Origin of the sequence: Rhodococcus sp. NPDC059968, assembly GCF_042738615.1 — a bacterium.
Lineage (GTDB): Bacteria > Actinomycetota > Actinomycetes > Mycobacteriales > Mycobacteriaceae > Rhodococcus_F.
The window spans coordinates 56,117-75,680 of the sequence record NZ_JBHWUE010000031.1 but is presented as its reverse complement, the minus strand read 5'-3'; the positions used below and the strand labels follow the sequence as shown (position 1 = coordinate 75,680).

The 19,564-nt window shown below is 67.1% G+C and carries 19 protein-coding genes; 9 read left to right on the top strand and 10 right to left on the bottom strand.

The features are described from left to right. The first annotated feature begins 46 nt into the window (after positions 1-46). From ACFWAY_RS23995 to ACFWAY_RS23985, 3 genes are all read left to right on the top strand, one after another. Positions 47-976: a DoxX family membrane protein gene (locus ACFWAY_RS23995; protein WP_378452463.1), complete on the top strand. Its 930-nt coding sequence runs from the start codon at positions 47-49 to the stop codon at positions 974-976. 159 nt (positions 977-1,135) lie between these two features. Then, on the top strand, positions 1,136-3,418 hold the full coding sequence (locus tag ACFWAY_RS23990) for a HelD family protein (RefSeq protein WP_378452464.1): 2,283 nt from the start codon (positions 1,136-1,138) through the stop codon (positions 3,416-3,418). Beyond that, on the top strand, positions 3,415-3,801 hold the full coding sequence (locus ACFWAY_RS23985) for a DUF732 domain-containing protein (RefSeq protein ID WP_378452465.1): 387 nt from the start codon (positions 3,415-3,417) through the stop codon (positions 3,799-3,801). Before ACFWAY_RS23990 ends, ACFWAY_RS23985 begins: the two co-directional genes overlap by 4 nt. 12 nt (positions 3,802-3,813) lie before the next feature. Here ACFWAY_RS23985 and ACFWAY_RS23980 read toward each other — a convergent pair whose 3' ends face one another. From ACFWAY_RS23980 to uvrB, 3 genes are all read right to left on the bottom strand, one after another. Further along, positions 3,814-4,266, bottom strand: a complete 453-nt coding sequence (locus tag ACFWAY_RS23980; protein ID WP_378452466.1) for a universal stress protein — start codon at positions 4,264-4,266, stop codon at positions 3,814-3,816. Between the two features lie 187 nt (positions 4,267-4,453). Then, positions 4,454-5,326, bottom strand: coding sequence for a hypothetical protein (locus ACFWAY_RS23975; RefSeq protein WP_378452467.1), 873 nt, complete (start codon positions 5,324-5,326; stop codon positions 4,454-4,456). Positions 5,327-5,356: 30 nt separating this feature from the next. Continuing rightward, positions 5,357-7,519 (bottom strand): excinuclease ABC subunit UvrB, encoded by a 2,163-nt coding sequence (uvrB, locus tag ACFWAY_RS23970; protein ID WP_378452468.1) that lies wholly within the window; start codon positions 7,517-7,519, stop codon positions 5,357-5,359. 77 nt (positions 7,520-7,596) lie between these two features. On the opposite strand from uvrB, the gene ACFWAY_RS23965 reads away from it, so the two are divergent. Then, positions 7,597-8,115 carry a DUF402 domain-containing protein gene (locus ACFWAY_RS23965; RefSeq protein WP_378512400.1) on the top strand — a complete coding sequence of 173 codons (519 nt, stop codon included), beginning with the start codon at positions 7,597-7,599 and terminating at the stop codon, positions 8,113-8,115. Position 8,116: 1 nt separating this feature from the next. Here ACFWAY_RS23965 and coaE read toward each other — a convergent pair whose 3' ends face one another. Further along, complete coding sequence (gene coaE, locus ACFWAY_RS23960) at positions 8,117-9,331, bottom strand: dephospho-CoA kinase (protein ID WP_378512399.1); 1,215 nt, start codon at positions 9,329-9,331, stop codon at positions 8,117-8,119. Between the two features lie 170 nt (positions 9,332-9,501). Between coaE and ACFWAY_RS23955 the strand changes: the two genes are divergently transcribed. Then, complete coding sequence (locus ACFWAY_RS23955; RefSeq protein ID WP_378452471.1) at positions 9,502-9,720, top strand: hypothetical protein; 219 nt, start codon at positions 9,502-9,504, stop codon at positions 9,718-9,720. A gap of 148 nt (positions 9,721-9,868) precedes the next feature. Here the strand turns inward: ACFWAY_RS23955 and rpsA are convergent, their stop codons facing one another. After that, positions 9,869-11,353 (bottom strand): 30S ribosomal protein S1, encoded by a 1,485-nt coding sequence (gene rpsA, locus ACFWAY_RS23950; protein WP_378452472.1) that lies wholly within the window; start codon positions 11,351-11,353, stop codon positions 9,869-9,871. Positions 11,354-11,602: 249 nt separating this feature from the next. Between rpsA and ACFWAY_RS23945 the strand changes: the two genes are divergently transcribed. Further along, positions 11,603-12,496 (top strand): class I SAM-dependent methyltransferase, encoded by an 894-nt coding sequence (locus tag ACFWAY_RS23945; RefSeq protein ID WP_378452473.1) that lies wholly within the window; start codon positions 11,603-11,605, stop codon positions 12,494-12,496. Positions 12,497-12,535: 39 nt separating this feature from the next. Here the strand turns inward: ACFWAY_RS23945 and ACFWAY_RS23940 are convergent, their stop codons facing one another. From ACFWAY_RS23940 to ACFWAY_RS23925, 4 genes are all read right to left on the bottom strand, one after another. After that, complete coding sequence (locus tag ACFWAY_RS23940) at positions 12,536-13,297, bottom strand: amino acid ABC transporter ATP-binding protein (RefSeq protein ID WP_378452474.1); 762 nt, start codon at positions 13,295-13,297, stop codon at positions 12,536-12,538. Continuing rightward, positions 13,294-14,277, bottom strand: coding sequence for an amino acid ABC transporter permease (locus tag ACFWAY_RS23935; protein ID WP_378452594.1), 984 nt, complete (start codon positions 14,275-14,277; stop codon positions 13,294-13,296). Before ACFWAY_RS23935 ends, ACFWAY_RS23940 begins: the two co-directional genes overlap by 4 nt. A 20-nt stretch (positions 14,278-14,297) precedes the next feature. Continuing rightward, positions 14,298-15,227, bottom strand: a complete 930-nt coding sequence (locus tag ACFWAY_RS23930) for an ABC transporter substrate-binding protein (protein ID WP_378512398.1) — start codon at positions 15,225-15,227, stop codon at positions 14,298-14,300. Positions 15,228-15,375: 148 nt separating this feature from the next. Further along, positions 15,376-16,473, bottom strand: coding sequence for an isocitrate/isopropylmalate dehydrogenase family protein (locus ACFWAY_RS23925; protein ID WP_378512397.1), 1,098 nt, complete (start codon positions 16,471-16,473; stop codon positions 15,376-15,378). A 19-nt stretch (positions 16,474-16,492) separates the two neighbouring features. On the opposite strand from ACFWAY_RS23925, the gene ACFWAY_RS23920 reads away from it, so the two are divergent. After that, positions 16,493-17,014, top strand: a complete 522-nt coding sequence (locus ACFWAY_RS23920; RefSeq protein ID WP_378452477.1) for a 2'-5' RNA ligase family protein — start codon at positions 16,493-16,495, stop codon at positions 17,012-17,014. Here the strand turns inward: ACFWAY_RS23920 and ACFWAY_RS23915 are convergent, their stop codons facing one another. Then, a complete protein-coding gene (locus ACFWAY_RS23915) occupies positions 17,015-17,920 on the bottom strand; it encodes a DMT family transporter (RefSeq protein ID WP_378452478.1) in 906 nt (301 codons plus the stop codon). Between the two features lie 194 nt (positions 17,921-18,114). Between ACFWAY_RS23915 and ACFWAY_RS23910 the strand changes: the two genes are divergently transcribed. Together ACFWAY_RS23910 and trxA are read left to right on the top strand one after the other, a co-directional pair. Continuing rightward, positions 18,115-19,113, top strand: a complete 999-nt coding sequence (locus tag ACFWAY_RS23910) for a helix-turn-helix domain-containing protein (RefSeq protein WP_378452479.1) — start codon at positions 18,115-18,117, stop codon at positions 19,111-19,113. 73 nt (positions 19,114-19,186) lie between these two features. Continuing rightward, complete coding sequence (gene trxA, locus ACFWAY_RS23905) at positions 19,187-19,555, top strand: thioredoxin (protein WP_005260388.1); 369 nt, start codon at positions 19,187-19,189, stop codon at positions 19,553-19,555. Positions 19,556-19,564: the final 9 nt, after the last annotated feature.

Sequence of the window (19,564 nt, the reverse complement as noted above, 5' to 3'; positions counted from 1 at the left end):
CTCTCGTTAGTGTGAGACGGGAGAACTCGAGATTGGGAGGCCAGGAATGCTTGTCCGTCGTATCGCTCGCCCACTGCTGTCCGCAGTCTTCATCAGCGGAGGGATCGATGCACTTCGAAATCCGGCGCAGAGAGCACAGGCCGCCGCACCACTGATCGACAAGTCCACCGAGACGCTTCCCGAGTCCGTCACGCAGAAGATCCCGTCCGACCCGGAGACGTTGGTCAAGATCAACGCCGCCGTGCAGATCGGCGGCGGCGTGCTCCTCGCGACCGGGAAGGCGCCACGGCTCGCGTCGCTCGCGCTGGCCGGCAGTCTCGTGCCCACTACCGTTGTGGGGCACGACTTCTGGAACGAGACCGACCCCGCCAAGAAGGCGGCACAGCGCACTCAGTTCCTCAAGAATGTCGGCCTGCTCGGCGGACTGCTGATCGCCGCCGTCGACACCGAGGGCAAGCCGTCCCTCGGTTGGCGTGGACGCCGCGCCGCACGGCACGCACAGGAGGCCGTGGCCGCGGCTCTGCCGCTCGGATCGGGTCACGACCATCACGGCCCCGAGTTCGGGGAGGCATTGGCTGCGGCGTCGGAGCGTGCACGCATTCTCTCCGGTGAGGCCGCCGAGCGCGGCTCCGGTCTCCTCGAGGTCGCGAAAGACCGCGGCGCCGAACTCGCGAAGGTCGCCGCAGATCGCGGCCCCGAGTGGGCGGACGTCGCGAAGGAACACGGCTCCGAGTGGGCCGAGGTCGCCAAGGAGCGCGGCGCCGAACTCGTCGAACTGGCGAAGGAGCGCGGCGCCGAACTCGTCGACGTCGCGAAGGAGCGCGGCCCGGAATTGGCCGAGGTCGCCCGTGAGAAGGGCGGCGAATGGGCCGGCACCGCCGCGGAACGCGGTGAAGTGCTGAGCAAGCGGGCCCGCAAACAGGCGGAGACCGCGCTCGAGAAGGCCCGAGCGAAGCGGCACGAACTGTCCCACTGACCCGCGGCGCGGCGCCGCCCGGCGCCGGATATTCGATCTGATCGGCCCCGGAGATCACCCCTGACCTGCAATGTCAGCGGGCCGTCTCCGGGGCCGACTAGACTGTCCAGGCACTTTTGCAGCCGATCCGGTTGCAGCCGAACCAGTCAAGGAGACCTCTTGCCCGACGAGGACACGTCACGCGACGAGCGCGAGCTCGAGCAGCAGTACGTGACGATGCTCTACACCCGACTGGACGGCCTTCGCCAGTACGCGGCGAACCGGCTGAGCCGCGTACTGCTCGAAACCGGCGGGACCCCGCAGGCCCGCAGCGAGCGGGAGTCGTTCAACCAGCTCTACACCGAAGACCTCGCCAAGTACGACGCCGCCGAGAACGGACTGTGCTTCGGGCGCATCGATCTCGACGGCGAGCACCGCTACATCGGCCGACTCGGCATCCTCGACGAGGAGAACGACTACGAGACGATGCTCCTCGATTGGCGTGCGCCCCTTGCCCGCCCGTTCTACCTGGCCACCCCCGCCGCCCCCGACGGCGTGTCCCGTCGACGGCACATCCGGACGCGGAGCCGCCGGGTGACGGCCGTCAACGACGAGTATCTGGATCTGGCGGCGGCGGAAGCTGCGGGCACGGTCACCGGCTCGGACGGCGTCGCGGGTGAGAGTGCGCTGCTCGCGGCGCTCAACGCGGCCCGCACGGGTCAGATGAACGACATCGTCGAGACGATCCAGGGTGAGCAGGACGCGATCATCCGGTCGGACCACAAGAGTGTGCTGGTGGTCCAGGGTGGACCCGGTACCGGTAAGACGGCGGTCGCTCTGCACCGCGCCGCCTACCTGCTGTACACCTACCGTCAGCAGCTCGCGAAGGCCGGTGTCCTCATCATCGGCCCGAACGCCACGTTCCTCGACTACATCGGCCAGGTGCTGCCGTCGCTCGGCGAGACCGGTGTGCTGCTCTCGACCATCGGCGACCTCTACCCCGGTGTCCGCGCCACCGTCGAGGACAGCCTCGACGCCGGCGAGATCAAGGGCTCGCTCGACATGTTGGACGTTCTCAAGAAGGCCGTCCGGGATCGACAGGAAGTGCCGTCGCGTCCCGTGGAGCTGACGTTCGACACCTACCGGATCTCCCTCGACCGCAAGGTCGTCACCCGCGCTCGTGGCCGGGCGAGGTCGTCACGGCGCCCGCACAACCTGGCGCGGCCCATCTTCGTCTCGTCGGTCATCGAGGCACTCGCCCAGCAACTCGCGGACACACTGGGCGCCAACGTCGTCGACGGCGGGAACCTGCTGAGCCGCGACGACATCGCCGACATGCGGGACGAGATGCGTCAAGACCCGGAGATCATGACGGCGATCAGCGCGCTGTGGCCGGAACTTTCGCCGCAGCAGGTCCTCGCCGAGCTGTACGCATCGCCGAAGCGACTGGCCGACGCCGCGCCGAATTTGACCGAAGCGCAACGTGAGTCGCTGCGACGCCCCGTCATGCGCGGCTTCGGTGCCGCCGACGCGCCACTCCTCGACGAGTTGGCGGAGCTGCTCGGCGTCGACGACGCCGCCGAACGGGAGCGCGCCCGCCGCCAGTGGCGAGCGCAGATCGCGGATGCCCAGGGTGCTCTGGACATCCTGACCGGTTCGGCGCCACAGGATCTCGAGGACGAGCTGGACCCGGAAATACTGATGGCCTACGACCTGATCGACGCCAGTCAGCTGGCCGAACGCCACGACGTGGGGCAGCACCAGACCACCGCGGAGCGCGCAGCGGGCGACCGAACCTGGACCTACGGCCACGTGATCGTCGACGAGGCGCAAGAACTCTCGGAGATGGCCTGGCGAATGCTGATGCGGCGCATACCGAATCGCTGGATGACGCTCGTCGGCGACACGGCGCAGACCGGCGACCCGGCGGGAACGTCGTCGTGGCAACGGATCCTCGAGCCGTACGTGGCCGCACGGTGGAAGCTCACGGAACTGACCGTCAACTACCGCACTCCGGCGGAGATCATGACGTCGGCACGTCGAGTTCTCGCCGAGATCGACACCGAACAGACCGTGCCGCGGTCGGTGCGCGAATCCGGTTTCGCACCGTGGGCACTGCAGGTGTCCGAGACCGAACTCGCAGACACCGTGCGCACCTGTGTGTCCCGGGAGACCGGACCGGGCACGACTGTCGTGATCGGGGGCCACGACCTCGTCGCCGCGCTGGCCGATCTGAGGTCGGACTCCGTCAGCGTCCTGACGGTGCGGGACGTCAAGGGGTTGGAGTTCGACTCGGTGCTCATCGCCGAGCCACAGGACATTCTCGACGAGTCGCCGCGGGGAATGAACGACCTCTACGTCGCACTGACCCGCGCGACGCAACGACTCGGTGTGGTGCACACGAAGGCGTTGCCCGCGGTGCTGTCCGAACTCGGTCCGGCCGAGGTCGGGATCCTATCGTGACACCGGGCGGTCGCGGTCGGCTGATCGGGTGTGGGCTCGTCCTCACCACTATCGTGCTGACCGCGTGTTCGGAGGCCACCGCCTCCGACCCGCCGTCGACGGCCTCGGTTGCGCCCACTACGGCCGCAACACACCTCGACGCCCGTGGCCTGCGCTACAAGGAGTCGCTGATCGGGGCCGGCATACCGGCGCTGCCCGACGACACGGTCATGGCACTGGCCAACGGGATCTGCGGTCAGCTGTCCGAGGGGACCGACGAAGCCACGATCGTCGCGCATCTGACCCCGATGGCGCAGTACGCCTCGGCGACGTCGAATATCGGCCTCACCACCGAACAGGTGGCGCAGGTCTATCTCGATGCCGCCGAGGCGAATTACTGCTGATCCGCCTCGGTGTCAGCGCACCGTGTGGACGATCAGGACGTCGGACGTCGACTTGCGTGCGGCATCCGACGGAACGGAGCCGAGGAGCCGCCCGGTGAGGGTGTTGAGTCCGCGGTTGCCGATCACCAGAAGACCGGCCTCGACCTCGTCGACCAGGTTCAGCAGCGACTCGACGGGGGCACCGACGACAGCGCGTTCCACAACATCCTTCGCGCCGACGGCGTGGGCGCGCTCTTTCGCGGTGCGGAGGATCTCGTACGTCGGGGCCGAACCGGTGATCTGGTAGGCCTCGTCACCGAGCGCGTCGGCGGCCTGCCCGACGTCCTTCGGATCGGCCGGGTAGTACGCACAGGCGATGATCAGCTTGGCGCCCGCGTCCCCCGCGATGGCAGCAGCCTTCTCGACGGCCAGAAACGACGACTCGGAGCCATCGGTTCCGACGACAACGGTCCGGTAGGCGCTCATTCATTCCTCCATGTCTGCGGTGGTCAATTGGCCGGGGTCCGGACATACGCATGTCTGGACCCAGCAGCCACTGCGCTGACCCTAGCTGTATCGGTGCCCGCATAGGTGTATTTGCAACACATGCCACAGGGGATATCCCCAGTGCATGACGGATCACATTCCGGATGCGCCCGGGCTGTGATCAGCGTCAGCGTGACGCGCCGACCTTGGGCCCGAACACGCCGGCCGGGAACACCCCCGCCGCCACGATCGCGTCACGCCACGGGGTCGCGAGTTCGACGAGCCGGGCCGCCCCGTCCTCCCCCAGCGCTGCCCACGGAGCCAGCGCGAGATCGTCGGTGAGATCCTCGACCAGTACCCGCAGTTCCTTCCCGTCGGCGGTGAGTTCGCCCCGGGCGTCCAGGATCTCGCGGTCACGCAGACTCTCGCATGCCGAGTCCCACTGGTCCTGGGTCCAGGCGCGGCGGGTCATCGCGAACTTCTTCTGGAAGCCGAGCCCCGTCGCGGTGTGCGTGATCAGCGATTCGAGTCCGCTCAGTGCCGCCGTCTGCAGGGCGGCGACGTGACCGTCGCCGCGGTACTCCCGCAGCACTGTCAGGGCATGCCAGAAAGCGAGGTGCGGTGCGTCCGGCCACTCCACCTCCGTGTACCCCGCACAGAGCGGCCTGCCCTCGACACCCGGGATCCCGCGGGCCGCGATCGACGCGAGTTCGGCGGCCTCGGCCATCTCCGGTGAATTCGTCACCGATTCGCCGAGAAGTCGCACATACGCCTCCCCGACCGCCCGGTACCGCGCCTCGACGACTGCCGCGGGCGTAGCCAGACCCCAGGCGCGCGGAATGACCGACTCGATCACGGCGGGACTGAAGTTGAAGAAGGTCGCAGTGACGACGCCCGCACCGACTGCGCCCATCGGCGCGGAGCGGCCCGCGAAGTAGCCCATCCGACCCGGTTCGAGACCCGCCTCGACCAGACGATCCTCGACCTCGGGAACGAAATAGCTGAGCGAATGAAGCAACTCCAAGGACCGGGCGGTACGACCTGCGTTGTGTGCATCCATGCTTCAGACCGTACTGCCTCGGCGCCGCCGCTATTTCAGGCCTGCGGCGTCCATGCCGCGCAGCTCCTTCTTCAGATCGGCGATCTCGTCGCGCAGTCGCCCGGCGAGTTCGAACTGCAGATCACGGGCTGCGTTCATCATCTGATCGGTCAATTCCTTGACCAGGTCCGCCAACTCCGCCCTGGGCATCGACTTCGTGTCGCGGCCCTCGTACACCCCGGCGCTGACCGAGCGACCGGCCTCGCCCTGCGCGCGGCGCCCGCGGGTGGCGTTGCGTCCGGAACCGCCGACGTCGACTCCGCTCGCCGTGTCCTCGGCTTCCTCGTAGACCTGGTCGAGGATGTCTGCGATCTTCTTCCGCAGCGGCTGCGGATCGACGCCCATCTTCTCGTTGTAGGCGATCTGCTTCTCACGCCGCCGCTCGGTCTCCTCGATCGCGTGCTGCATCGAGTCGGTGATCTTGTCGGCGTACATGTGAACCTGGCCGGAGACGTTTCGAGCCGCACGGCCGATCGTCTGTATGAGGCTGGTCGAGCTCCGGAGGAACCCCTCCTTGTCGGCGTCGAGGATGGCGACCAACGACACCTCGGGAAGGTCGAGTCCCTCACGCAGCAGGTTGATACCCACCAGAACGTCGTACTCCCCCAGCCGGAGCTGCCGGAGCAGCTCGACCCGTCGCAGGGTGTCGATGTCCGAGTGCAGATATCGCACACGGATACCGAGCTCGAGGAGGTAGTCGGTGAGGTCTTCCGACATCTTCTTCGTCAACGTGGTGACGAGGACGCGCTCGTCCCGGTCGGCACGTTCGCGGATCTCGTGCACGAGATCGTCGATCTGCCCCTTGGTCGGTTTGACGACCACCTGGGGGTCGACGAGACCGGTGGGGCGGATGACCTGCTCGACGAACTCCCCGCCTGCCTGTCCCAGCTCGTACTTGCCTGGTGTGGCCGACAAGTACACCGTCTGCCCGATGCGCTGGGTAAACTCCTCCCAGGTCAGCGGGCGGTTGTCGGTGGCGGACGGCAACCGGAACCCGAATTCGACGAGGTTCCGCTTGCGCGACATGTCGCCCTCGTACATCGCGCCGATCTGCGGGACAGTCACGTGGGACTCGTCGATGACGAGGAGGAAGTCCTCCGGGAAGTAGTCGATCAGCGTTGCGGGCGCCGTGCCCGGACCACGACCGTCGATGTGACGCGAGTAGTTCTCGATGCCGGAGCAGAACCCGACCTGCTTGATCATCTCGAGGTCGTACTGGGTGCGCATCCGCAGCCGCTGCGCCTCGAGCAGCTTGCCCTTGTTCTCGAGGTCGGCGAGCCGCTCCTCGAGTTCGGCTTCGATGTCCTTGACGGCACGTTCCATCCGCTCGGGACCCGCGACGTAGTGCGTGGCCGGGAAGATGCGCACCGAGTCGACCTTCCGCACCACATCCCCGGTGAGGGGGTGCAGGTAATACAGCGCCTCGATCTCGTCGCCGAAGAACTCGATCCGGACCGCCAGCTCCTCGTACGAGGGAATGATCTCGACGGTGTCGCCGCGCACCCGGAAGGATCCACGGGTGAACGCCAGATCGTTGCGGGTGTACTGCACGTCGACCAGCAGCCGCAGCAGAGCGTCGCGCGGAACCTCCACACCGACCTCGAGCTGCACCGACCGGTCGAGGTACGACTGCGGAGTGCCGAGGCCGTAGATGCACGACACGGACGCCACCACGACCACGTCCCGGCGCGACAGCAGGCTCGACGTCGCGGAGTGGCGCAGTCGCTCGACGTCGTCGTTGATCGACGAGTCCTTCTCGATGTAGGTGTCGGTCTGCGCGATGTACGCCTCGGGCTGGTAGTAGTCGTAGTACGAGACGAAGTACTCGACGGAGTTGTTGGGCAGCATGTCGCGCAGTTCGTTGGCCAACTGCGCGGCGAGCGTCTTGTTGGGCGCCATCACCAGGGTGGGCCGCTGCACCTTCTCGATCAGCCACGCCGTGGTCGCGGACTTACCCGTACCGGTGGCGCCGAGCAGGACCACGTCCTTCTCGCCGGCGTTGATGCGGCGTTCCAGATCGGCGATCGCGGTGGGCTGGTCACCGGCCGGCTTGTGGTCGCTGACGACCTCGAACCGCGTTTCCGACCGCTCGATCTCCCCGATGGGACGGAACTCGGAATGTGCCACCACGGGGTGCTCGGATGCAAACGCCATGCAACCAGGGTAGGCGCAGGTACCGACAAACTCCCCGACGATCTCCGTCAGCTGAAAAACCCGGTAGGTTCCCCACCATGGCAGGCGCGAGTCACGACATCCACCCACCGAAGGTCGAGTACTTCGACCTACGGGATCACACCAACACCGACCCCAAGGGTTTCGTCCGCCACGTCGATCACTACCGCGTCGAACCGTGGGGGCTGTATATGGCGCGCACCTCCGACCACCGGCAGTTCCACTACCTGGAGTCGTGGCTGCTCCCCGACCTCGGTCTGCGCGCGTCGATCTTCCACTACCACCCCTACCACCAGCGCGATCAGGACCATTACGTCGACATCGGCACCTTCACCCGGGGTGACGACGTGTGGAAGTCGGAGGACCACTACCTGGACCTGGTCGTCCGCACCGGCCGCGACACCGAACTCCTCGACGTCGACGAACTGATGGAGGCGCACAGCACCGGACTGCTCGATACACCGAACGTCGAGCGGGCGATCCTCACCGCCACCACGGCGATCGACGGGATCGCCGCGCACGGCCACGACCTCGGCCGCTGGCTGGCCTCGATCGACATGCCGATCGACTGGCGGTGACCTACACGCTCCAGCCGGTCCGCTCGGCCCATTCCCACGCCCGGTGATAGGCGCGGTCGAACCACGGAGACTTCGCGTCGACATAGGTGGTGATCGCGTCCCGGTAGTCCGTGTGGCCGGCCGCCTTTTCCGCCGCACCTTCCTTGACCGCGAGGTACTCGGTGCGGGCGTCGGTGTCGGCGCGGAGCCAGTCGCGGAACACGAGCGCGAACTGCTGCCCGGGCCACCCGTCGACCCGAACGTGGACGTTGACGGGCCGTCCCGGGTCGGCACCGCCGTGGATTCGCTTGCCCCACAGCGCCGGGTCGGTCTCCCCGCCCTGGTACGACGGCTTCGGGTCATCGGCGGTGATGTGCTCGATGCGGGGGAGCCCGGCGTCGGCGAGTGATTCGGCGAGGTCGTCCGCGATCTCGAGGTTCGCGACGGTCACCTGGACGTCGATGACGTCCTTGGCGGGCAATCCCTCGACGGCCGTCGACCCGATGTGGTCGATCCGGATGGCGCGGTCGCCGCACACCAGTGTCAGTCGAGCGATCAGCCGGTGCGCCTGCGCCTGCCACTGCGGATTCGGCGGGGCGAGTTCGGGCAGGACACGCACGACGGTCCGCGTGCGGATGTTGGACTCGAAGGGCACGAGACGCTCCGACCACAGTGCCCGGATGTCCGGCTCGAGCGCGCCCGGGGCGCCGCTGTTGTCGAGCCAGACGTCGGCCGCCGCCCGCCGCTGATCGTCGTCGGCCTGGGCTGCGATCCGCGCCCGCGCATCGGTCTCGGGCATCCCCCGCGATCCGACGAGCCGCTGCACCCGCTCCTCCGCATCGACGAACACGACGACGACCAGGTGGAACGCGGCGCCCATTCCGCCCTCGACCAGCAACGGAATGTCCTGAACGAGGATCGCGTCCGTTGGCGCCGATTCAATGGTCTCGGTGGTGCGCGCCCCGACGAGCGGGTGGACGATCGCATTCAGCGCGAGCCGCGATTCGTCGTCGGCGAAGGCGCGGGCAGCCAGAGCGGGCCGGTCGAGCGCGCCGTCCTCCGTCAGGATCTCCTCGCCGAACCGATCGACGAGAGCCGCGAGGCCGGGCGTTCCGGGTTCGACGACCTCCCTCGCGATCAGATCGGCGTCGACGATCACGGCCCCGAGTTCGGCGAGGACCTTCGACACGGTGGACTTACCGGCTCCTATGCCTCCAGTGAGGCCGATTCTCAACACGCCTCCCAGTGTTGCACCCGCCGCGGAACGAGTACGCACGTCCCTCGCCGATCTCCACCCACTTCCCTCTCTGCAGACTCACCTGCCCCAAATACCACAGATGTCCGACACGGTCGGTTATGTTCTAGCGAACGCACCCGACCTGCACCTTCTCGAAGAAGAGGAACGCCATGCGCGATCACCGCAACCAGTTCGGTCGGCACCGCCTCGGCATTCCGGGCGGGGTGCATTGCATCGAGATCCCCGAGGTGGCCTCCGCGCTCGCCGACCATCGCCGGACGTGGCTCACGGCACTCATCAGCCACGGCAGGCACAGCTTCGCAACGATGCGCAAGCGTGCCGAGGTGCAGTCGTCGTCCGGTTACTGGATTCCCGCCACCGCGAACTGAGCACCCGCCTCACCCGACACCACTGTGGCCCGACCTCCGAAGAGGTTGGGCCACAGTCATGTTCGACATGCCCCGGCAACGACGAGACCCCGCCCCTGCAAGGCAGGAGCGGGGTCTTCGGCTTTGCCTGACGAGTCAGGCGGACTTGCTAGGCGTTGCCCGACAGCTTCTCGCGCAGAGCGGCGAGCTGTGCGTCGCTGGCGAGCGATCCGCCCGCAGACTCGGACGACGAGGAGCTGGACGGCGCAGCGGCGTCGGCCTCGCCGGCACCCGACTCGGAGGAGTAGCCGGCAGCAGCGGTGGCAGCCTCGGCGGCCTCGTCTGCAGCGGTCTTCTCCATCTGAGCGGTGTGCATCTTGTGACGACGCTCAGCCTCGGCGTAGCGGTTCTCCCACTCTTCACGCTGCTTGTCGAAGCCCTCGAGCCATTCGTTGGTCTCGGGATCGAAGCCCTCGGGGAAGATGTAGTTGCCCTGCTCGTCGTAGCTGTCCGCCATGCCGTACTTGGACGGATCGAACTCGGCGTTGTAGTCCTCGTTGGCCTGCTTCAGCGACAGCGAGATACGACGACGCTCGAGGTCGATGTCGATGACCTTGACGAGTGCATCGTCGTTGACGCCGACAACCTGGTCCGGGACCTCCACGTGGCGCTCGGCCAGCTCGGAGATGTGGACGAGGCCTTCGATTCCCTCTTCGACGCGCACGAAGGCACCGAACGGAACCAGCTTCGTGACCTTGCCGGGCACGATCTGGCCGATAGCGTGCGTGCGGGCGAACTGGCGCCACGGGTCTTCCTGGGTGGCCTTGAGCGACAGGGAGACGCGCTCGCGGTCCAGGTCGACGTCGAGAACCTCGACGGTGACCTCGGTGCCGACCTCGACAACCTCGGACGGGTGGTCGATGTGCTTCCAGGACAGCTCGGAAACGTGCACCAGGCCGTCGACGCCACCCAGGTCCACGAAGGCACCGAAGTTGACGATGGAGGACACGACGCCCTTGCGGACCTGGCCCTTCTGGAGCTGGTGCAGGAACTCGCTGCGAACCTCGGACTGCGTCTGCTCGAGCCATGCACGGCGCGAGAGGACGACGTTGTTGCGGTTCTTGTCGAGCTCGATGATCTTGGCCTCGATCTCCTTGCCGACGTACGGCTGCAGATCGCGGACACGGCGCATCTCGACGAGCGAAGCGGGGAGGAAGCCACGCAGGCCGATGTCGAGGATCAGGCCGCCCTTGACGACCTCGATGACGGTGCCCTTGACGGCCTCGTCCTTCTCCTTGAGCTCCTCGATGGTGCCCCAGGCGCGCTCGTACTGAGCGCGCTTCTTCGACAGGATCAGTCGGCCTTCCTTGTCCTCCTTGGTGAGGACGAGAGCTTCGACCTCATCGCCCACGGAGACGACCTCGTTGGGGTCGACGTCGTGCTTGATGGAGAGCTCACGGGAAGGGATGACGCCTTCGGTCTTGTAACCGATGTCGAGCAGGACCTCGTCACGATCGACCTTGACGATGGTGCCTTCGACGATGTCGCCATCGTTGAAGTACTTGATCGTTGCGTCGATGGCGGCGAGGAAGTCCTCGGCGGAGCCGATGTCGTTTACGGCTACCTGCGGCGAGGTCACGGTGGTGGAGGGCATATGTTGAGTTGCTCCGGACGGGTTGTGGTCGGTTGATGGTGTTTTGTCGGACAAGCGACCTGAATCGACGAAGCATTTCGCCGAATCAGATCACCGCAAGCGCAGTGAACGACACCCGACTGGAACCGAACAAACTCGAACTGAACCGAATCCGATGCCGCACACATAGACACTCGCGTGCAATAGGCTACGCGCCCCGGGGCAAGCTGGGCAAACCCGGGCACGTTCCCACGCTCTACTCTGTTGCCCATGCCCGATCCTCGCCCGTCCGATTCTCCTCTCTCCCCCGAAGACGACCGTCACGGCACCGCCAACAGTGTCCTCGGAACGTCCGGGGTGAGCCGCGTCCGCGTCGATTCCGAGTCCAGCGAACGCGCGAGCCGTGCCTGGTGGGACGCCGATGCGGACGACTACCACCGCACCCACGGCGAGTTCCTCGGCGTGGACTCGTCCGAGGGTGAGTTCGTCTGGTGTCCGGAGGGAGTCCACGAGGGCGACTACCACCTTCTCGGTGACGTGGCGGGCAAGGACGTCCTCGAGGTGGGCTGCGGTTCCGCGCCCTGCGCGCGGTGGCTCGCCGGCCGGGGCGCCCGGGCGGTCGGGCTCGATCTGTCCATGTCGATGCTGACCCGCGGGGTCGAGGCCATGCAGGCGGGCGGCGCGACCGTGCCGCTCGTTCATGCGGGAGCCGAACACCTCCCCTTTGCCGACGCGAGCTTCGACATCGCATGTTCGGCCTTTGGAGCAGTTCCGTTCGTGGCGGACTCACAGCAGGTGATGTGTGAGGTCGCCCGGGTTCTTCGTCCGGGCGGGCTGTGGGTGTTCGCCGTCAACCATCCGATCCGCTGGATCTTCCCGGACGATCCGGGCCCGCGCGGGCTCACCGCGTCGCTCCCCTACTTCGACCGCACGCCCTACGTGGAGATCGACGGCGACGGCGTCCCCACCTACGTCGAGCACCACCGGACCATCGGCGACCGGGTGCGCGAGATCGTGGCGGCAGGCCTGGAGGTGCGCGACATCATCGAGCCGGAGTGGCCCGAGTGGCTCGACCGCGAATGGGGGCAGTGGAGCCCGCTGCGGGGGCAGATCTTCCCCGGCACCGCCATCTTCAGCTGCCGCAAACCCGTGAGTACTTGTTAACCGCCCGCGGTTGACAAGTACTCACGGGGCCGGAGGCCATTACAGCAGCTTCGACAAGAACAACTTGGTGCGGTCGTGTTGCGGATTGGCGAGCAGCTCGCGGGGGTTGCCCGATTCCACGACGACGCCGGCGTCCATGAAGACGAGCTGGTCGGCCACCTCGCGTGCGAAGCCCATCTCATGCGTGACGACGACCATCGTCATTCCGCCTGCCGCGAGATCCTTCATCACGGTCAGCACCTCCCCGACCAGCTCCGGGTCGAGGGCGGACGTCGGCTCGTCGAACAGCATCAGCTTGGGGTCCATCGCCAGCGCACGGGCGATCGCGACGCGCTGCTGCTGACCACCCGACAGCTGCGCCGGGTACGCGTCCGCCTTCTCGCTCAGACCCACCTGCTCGAGAAGATCCCGTCCCCGCTCGAGCGCCTTCTTCTTGCTCAGCCTCTTCACCTGGATGGGCGCCTCGATGATGTTTTCGAGTGCCGTCCGGTGCGGGAAGAGGTTGAAGTGCTGGAAGACCATCCCGATGTCGCGGCGCTGCTTCGCGGCAGCCCTGGGGTGGAGTTCGTAGAGCTTTCCGCCCCGCTCGGAGTACCCGACGATCTCACCGTCGACGTACAGCCGCCCTGCGTTGACCTGCTCGAGGTGGTTGATGCACCGCAGGAACGTCGACTTCCCCGAGCCCGACGGCCCGACCAGGCACAGGACCTGGCCGGAGTCGATCTCCAGCGACACGCCCTTGAGTACCTTCAGCGCCCCGAAGTTCTTGCAGACCCGCTCCGCCTTGACCATCGGCGTCATCGTCGTTCCCCTCCGGGTGTGTCGGGCAAGGTCTCGGGCCCGGGTTCGATCACCAGCGGTTTACCCTGCGCGTCGGCGAGCGCCTGCAGTTGCCGCGGGGTGAGCTTGCGGGACGCACCCTTCGAGTAATACCGCTCCAGGTAGAACTGGCCGATCATGAGCAGGCTGGTGATGGCGAGGTACCAGGTGGCGGCCACCATCAGCAGCGGGATGGGCTGGAAGTTCGCACCCGAGATGTCTCTGGCACGTCCGTACAACTCCAGGCTGTACGGCACCGCGGTGACCAGCGACGTCGTCTTCAGCATGCTGATCAGCTCATTGCCCGTGGGCGGGATGATCACTCGCATGGCCTGCGGCAAGATCGTGCGCCGCATCGTCTGCGACCACGTCATACCGAGCGCCACCGACGCCTCGGTCTGCCCCTCGGCGACCGAGTTCACGCCGGCACGGACGATCTCGGCCATGTACGCGGCCTCGTTGAGTCCCAGCCCGATCACCGCGAACAGGAACGCCGCGTTGATTCCCTGCAGGTCGATGTGCACGAACTGGTGGATGAACGGGATTCCCAGATCCAGCTGCTTGTAGATGGACGGGAACAGTCCCCAGAACACCAACTGCACGTAGACCGGGGTCCCGCGGAAAATCCACAGGTAACCCCACGACGCCGCCTTCAGCACCGGGTTCGGCGACAGCCGCATGACGGCGAGGACGACACCCAGGATGATCGCGATCGCCATCGACAGGATCGTCAGCTGGATGGTGTTCCACGCCGCGGCCGAGATCCGTGCATCGAACAGATAGCGGGCGTAGATATCCCAGCGGTACGCCTCGTTGGTACGCGCACCGTTGACGAACAGCGCCAGCAGCAGACCGACGACGATCGCGGCGATCCAGCGGCCGGGACGCCGCAGCGGGATCGCCTTGATCGGTTCCGGTTCCTGCCCCGTCTCGGTGCCGGACCGGTCCGGAGCCTTCTCCACGTCAGACACTCGTCAACCGCTCAGCTCGTGGCGCCGTTGATCTGGGACGTGGTGATGACGCCCGCCTCGACACCCCAGTTCTCCGCGATCGTCCGGTAGGTGCCGTCGTCGATGAGGTGCTGCAACGCCTGCTGGAGGGTCTGCGCGAGCGGCGAACCCTTCGCGACGGGCCAGCCGTACGGCGCGGCGTCGAAGACCTCGCCCGCGGCCTCGATCTTGCCGTCGCTCTGCTTGATCGCGTACGCGGTGACGGGCGAATCGGCGGACATCGCATCGACCTTGCCGAGGGCGACGGCGTTGGCGGCGTCGTCCTGGCTGTCGAACTTCACGATCTCGATGGGCGGCTTACCTGCCGCGACGCACGCCGCGCTCTTGGCGGGCACCTCCTCGAGATCCTCGATGGTGGTGGTCTGCACGCCGACCCGCAGGCCGCACGCGTTGGTGGGGTCGACGGACTTACCGGCGGGCTGCGCCCACTGCACTCCGGCGCTGAAGTAGGTGGTGAAGTCGACCGACTGCTCGCGTTCCTTGGTGTCCGTGAACGACGACATACCCATGTCGTAGCTGCCCGCCTGGATCGACGGGATGATCTTGTCGAAGTCCGCCTCGGTGTACTGCGGTGTCACGCCGAGCACCTTGCCCACGGCATCCACGAGGTCGACGTCGAAGCCGACTATCTTGCCGCTCGGATCCTTGAACTCGTTGGGCGAGTACGGAATATTGACACCGACGATGATCTTGCCGGACGAGGCGATCTTCTCGGGCAGTGTCGCCGCGATGGCATCCACCTTGTCGACTTCCACGGCGACGGTCTCTTCTCCGGAAGGCGTACCACCGCCCTCGGTGTTGCTGGCGCATCCGGCGAGCAGCAGAGCGCTGCCACCCGCCAGTGCACAGATGGTGCGGGCCACTCGGCCTCGCGCGAAGACAGATCGACCAGACACTGGCATGTCCTCCAAGGAAATCGTGGTACAGCGAGCGAGCTACGGCGACGGAGAACTCTCGAACTCCGAATAGTCGAACGGTAGGTTACGGCACCCGCATCTGCGGACGTCGTTACCGAACATTAACGGCCTGTCCCGGCCCGTGGCGGCGGTTTCAGCGACGGAGTGTCCGCGCGAGGACCGTCGCGGTGAATTCACTGGTCGACGCGAGTCCACCCAGGTCAGCCGTGGCGACTCCGGATGCGATCGTCGCACGGACCGCGTCGCGGATCCGGTGGGCAGCGCCGCCCAGATGCCGGTCCGCACGGCGGTCGCCGAGCCACTCCAGCATCATCGCGGCCGACAGCATCAGCGCCGTGGGATTGGCCCGGTTGCGTCCCGCTATGTCGGGGGCGGCTCCGTGCGCCGCCTGCGCCATCACCTTGGTCTCGGAAATGTTGATCGACGGGGCCGTGCCGAGTGACCCGGACAACTCACCCGTCAGGTCCGACAGGATGTCGCCGAACATGTTCTCCGTCACCACGACATCGAAGTCGCGTCCCCTGCGAACGAGATGCGCGGTCATGGCGTCGACGTGCTCGTCGTCGATCCGCACGTCCGGGTAGTCGCTCTCCCCCACCTCCCGGCAGACGTCGCGGAACAGTCCGGTCGTCATCGACAGGACGTTGGCCTTGTGCACGATCGTGACGTGGCGGCCGCGCGTGCGCGCCAGCGCGAATGCGGTGTGCGCGATGCGCTCACACGCCCTCCTCGTCACGACGCCGACCGCCAGGGCCACGTCGGGCGTCGGCATGAACTCGCCGCTGCCGGCGAACATGTTCCGGTCCGCGTACAACCCTTCGGTGTTCTCCCGGACGATCACCAGGTCCATGTCCGGAACCGTCGAGGCGACGCCCTCGAGCGAGCGCGCGGGGCGGATGTTTGCAAAGAGGTCGAATTTCTTGCGCACCACCCCGCCGGGGGTCAGCCGGCCGCGGAACGGTTCCGGGTAGGCGGCGCTGTCGTGCGGGCCCAGGATCCAGGCGTCGAGTTCGTCCAGCGCGGAGAGCGTGGAATCGGGAATCGGCGTTCCGTGCGACTCGATGGCGCCCAGGCCGAGGGGCAGTTCCACCCAGTCGACGTCGCCGCCTCCCGCCGCAGTCAACGCGGCCGACACCACCCGCTGGGTTGCCGGAACGATCTCGTGACCGATGCCGTCGCCGAGGAGCACCCCGATCCGGGTATCGGAAATGTTTGCCGTAGCACCGCTCATGAGGCCATCATTGCCTACCATGGTCCAGTCGGTGGAACTGCTGTTCGACGAAGCGACCGACGTTGCCGTGCGCGCGGAGTGGCAACGCCTGTGGGATGCCGGGATGCCCAGCCGCACTCGCGTTCGCGCCGAATCGAATAGGCCCCACATCACCCTGTTCGTGGCGCGCCACATCCCGCCCGAGATCGACGAATTGCTGGGCCGCCGGATCGCGACGCCGTCGTTCCACATCCGGCTGGGCGGGCTCGTGATGTTCGGCGGCAGGCACGTCACGCTGTCCCGTTTGGTGGTGCCGTCGAAGGCCCTGCTGGCCCTGCACCACAGCGTGTTCGATCTCGCGGCGCATGCCACGGAAATCACGCCGCACATCCGCCCGGGCGAGTGGACGCCGCACGTGACTCTCGCGCGGCGACTGCCGGCCGATCAGATCGCGGAGGCTGCGCGCTTGCTCGACGGTGGCGACATCATCGGCCGCGCGTCGGTGGTGCGCCGGTGGGACGGGGACGCCAAACGCGAGTGGGTGGTCACGGCGCCGCCGTGATCACGGTGCATCCGCGGCGACCGTCTGGGCGGCCTTGCGCGAAGACCGTTGAGTGACGACGATTCCCGCGATCACCGCGAGTGCCCCGACGGGCTGGTTCCAGGAGATGTGCTCGTCGAGTGCGACCGCGCCGAGCACGACGCCGACCACCGGGGTCAGGTAGGTGACGGTGGAGGCCGCGGTGGGCCCCCAGCCGCGCACCACGTTCGTGTTCCACACGAACGCCAGCCCGGTGCCGAACGCCCCGAGCCCGACCATCGACGCGACGATCGCGGGGGTCAGGTGCATCGGCGTGCTCGCGACCCACGGGGTGACGACGACCATCGCGGCAGCGGCGATCGACACCTGCATGAACGCGATGGTGGGTGTGCCGACGCCCCGCGGAAGGATGAACCGTCTCAGGTAGACCAGTGCCACACCGTACGACGCGGTGGCGCCGAGGCACGCGAGCTGGGCGGGAACGCTACCGATGATCCCCGCCTGCCACGGCGCCAGCACCACGACCACCCCCGTGAAACCGAGCAGGAGGCCGAACAGCTTTGCGTCCGTGAGCTTCTCCCCCGGCAGGAACGCCAGGGCCACCGACATCGTCATGAGCGGTGTGGTCGCGTTGTAGATGCTGGCCAGGCCCGAACTGATGCTCTGCTCGGCCCAGCTGAACAGCAACCACGGCACCACACACTGGGCGACCGCCAGTACCGACAGGTGCGCCCACGTCGCCGCTTCGCGCGGCAACCGTGTCCGGGTGAGTCCGAGGACGGCACCGAGGGTCACCGCCCCGAACACGAGTCGCCACAGCACGACCTGCGTGAAGGACAGGCCCTCGAGCCCGACCTTGATGAAGAGGAAACTTGCGCCCCAGGCGAGCGCCGTGCCCGCGTACTGGACCGCCAGATTCCCTCTCAAAAGCGGAAGTCCCCGTGCTGGATGACTTCGTTGTGCGTGTCGGGCGTGCGGCCGGCGAGCGCCAGCGCGTCGAGCGCCAGGAACACGAGGAGTACCACGACCAGGATTGTCATGTCTTCAGCCTCGTATCATCAGCCTACGAGGAAAAGTGGCAGAAACGACTTTGATGATCGTATTTCTGCCATACTCGGGTGGTGCTGAAAAAAGTCGTCGTACCGCTCATGCCGCTCACCGAGGCGTTCGAGCTCGGAGTCGCCTGCGAGGTGTTCGGATTCGACCGATCCGACGACGGACTTCCCACCTACGAATTCTCCCTCGTCGCCGGCTCACGGGAACCCATCCGCACCCGATTCGGATACGGCATCGACGTCCCGTACGACCTCGACCGGCTCGACGACGCCGACCTCATCGTCGTTCCCGCGGGCGGAACCTACGCCGAGGCGGACGGCACCTTCGTCTGCGCGAAGGACCCCGATCCGTGCATGGACCCCCTCCTCGACAAACTGCGGGCCGCGGTGGACCGGGGCGCCAAGGTTGCCAGCCTGTGCAGCGGCGCCTTCGTGCTCGGTGCGGCCGGACTGCTGGACGGGCGCAAATGCACCACCCACTGGCGGCACGCCCAGCGGCTCGCCGACCTCCACCCGGCGGCCACGGTCGACCCGAACGTCCTGTACGTCGACGACGATCCCGTCCTGACCAGCGCGGGCACCGCCGCGGGTATCGACCTGTGCCTGCACATCGTGCGCAAGGAACAGGGCAGCCGGGTGGCCAACGGGATCGCGCGGCGCATGGTGGTCCCGCCGCACCGGGACGGCGGTCAGGCGCAGTACGTGGCGATGCCGCTGCCGTCGACGACGATCGACACGCTCGGACCGCTGCTCGACTGGATGACCGAGCACCTCGCCCTCGACCTGTCGGTGACCGCGGTGGCGGCCAAGGCCAACATGTCTCCCCGCACGTTCGCGCGGCGGTTCCAGGCCGAGACCGGGACCACCCCCGCCCGATGGCTCAGCGATCAGCGGGTGCTGGCCGCGCAGCACCTCCTGGAGAACTCGGACCTCTCGGTGGACGTGATCGCCGAACGGGTCGGCTTCGGCGGCGGCCCCGTCCTGAGGCAGCATTTCCTGCGGCTGCGCCACACCACCCCGCAGGCGTACCGCCGCACGTTCCGGGACACGGAGCGCACCGGCTGACGACGCCGCAGGGAAGAATCGACGGCGGCGCGGCGTTGCACACGCAGAGCAGTCATCGAACGAAAGGACCCTCGTGGCCACCAAGACTCTGACTCAGCAGAACTTTGACGAGACCGTGACCGGCAACGACGTCGTTCTGGTCGACTTCTGGGCATCGTGGTGCGGACCGTGCCGCTCCTTCGCGCCCACCTTCGAGGCCTCGTCGGAGCAGCACCCGGACGTCGTGCACGCCAAGGTCGACACCGAGGCGGAACAGGGCATCGCCGCCGCCGCGAACATCCGGTCGATCCCGACCATCATGGCGTTCCGTGAGGGTGTGCTGGTGTTCAGCCAGCCGGGTGCGCTGCCGCCTGCGGCGCTCGAGGATCTTCTCACGCAGGTCAAGGCCCTCGACATGGACGAGGTGCGCAAGCAGATCGCCGAGCAGGCGCCGGCCGAATAGGGCGGAGGA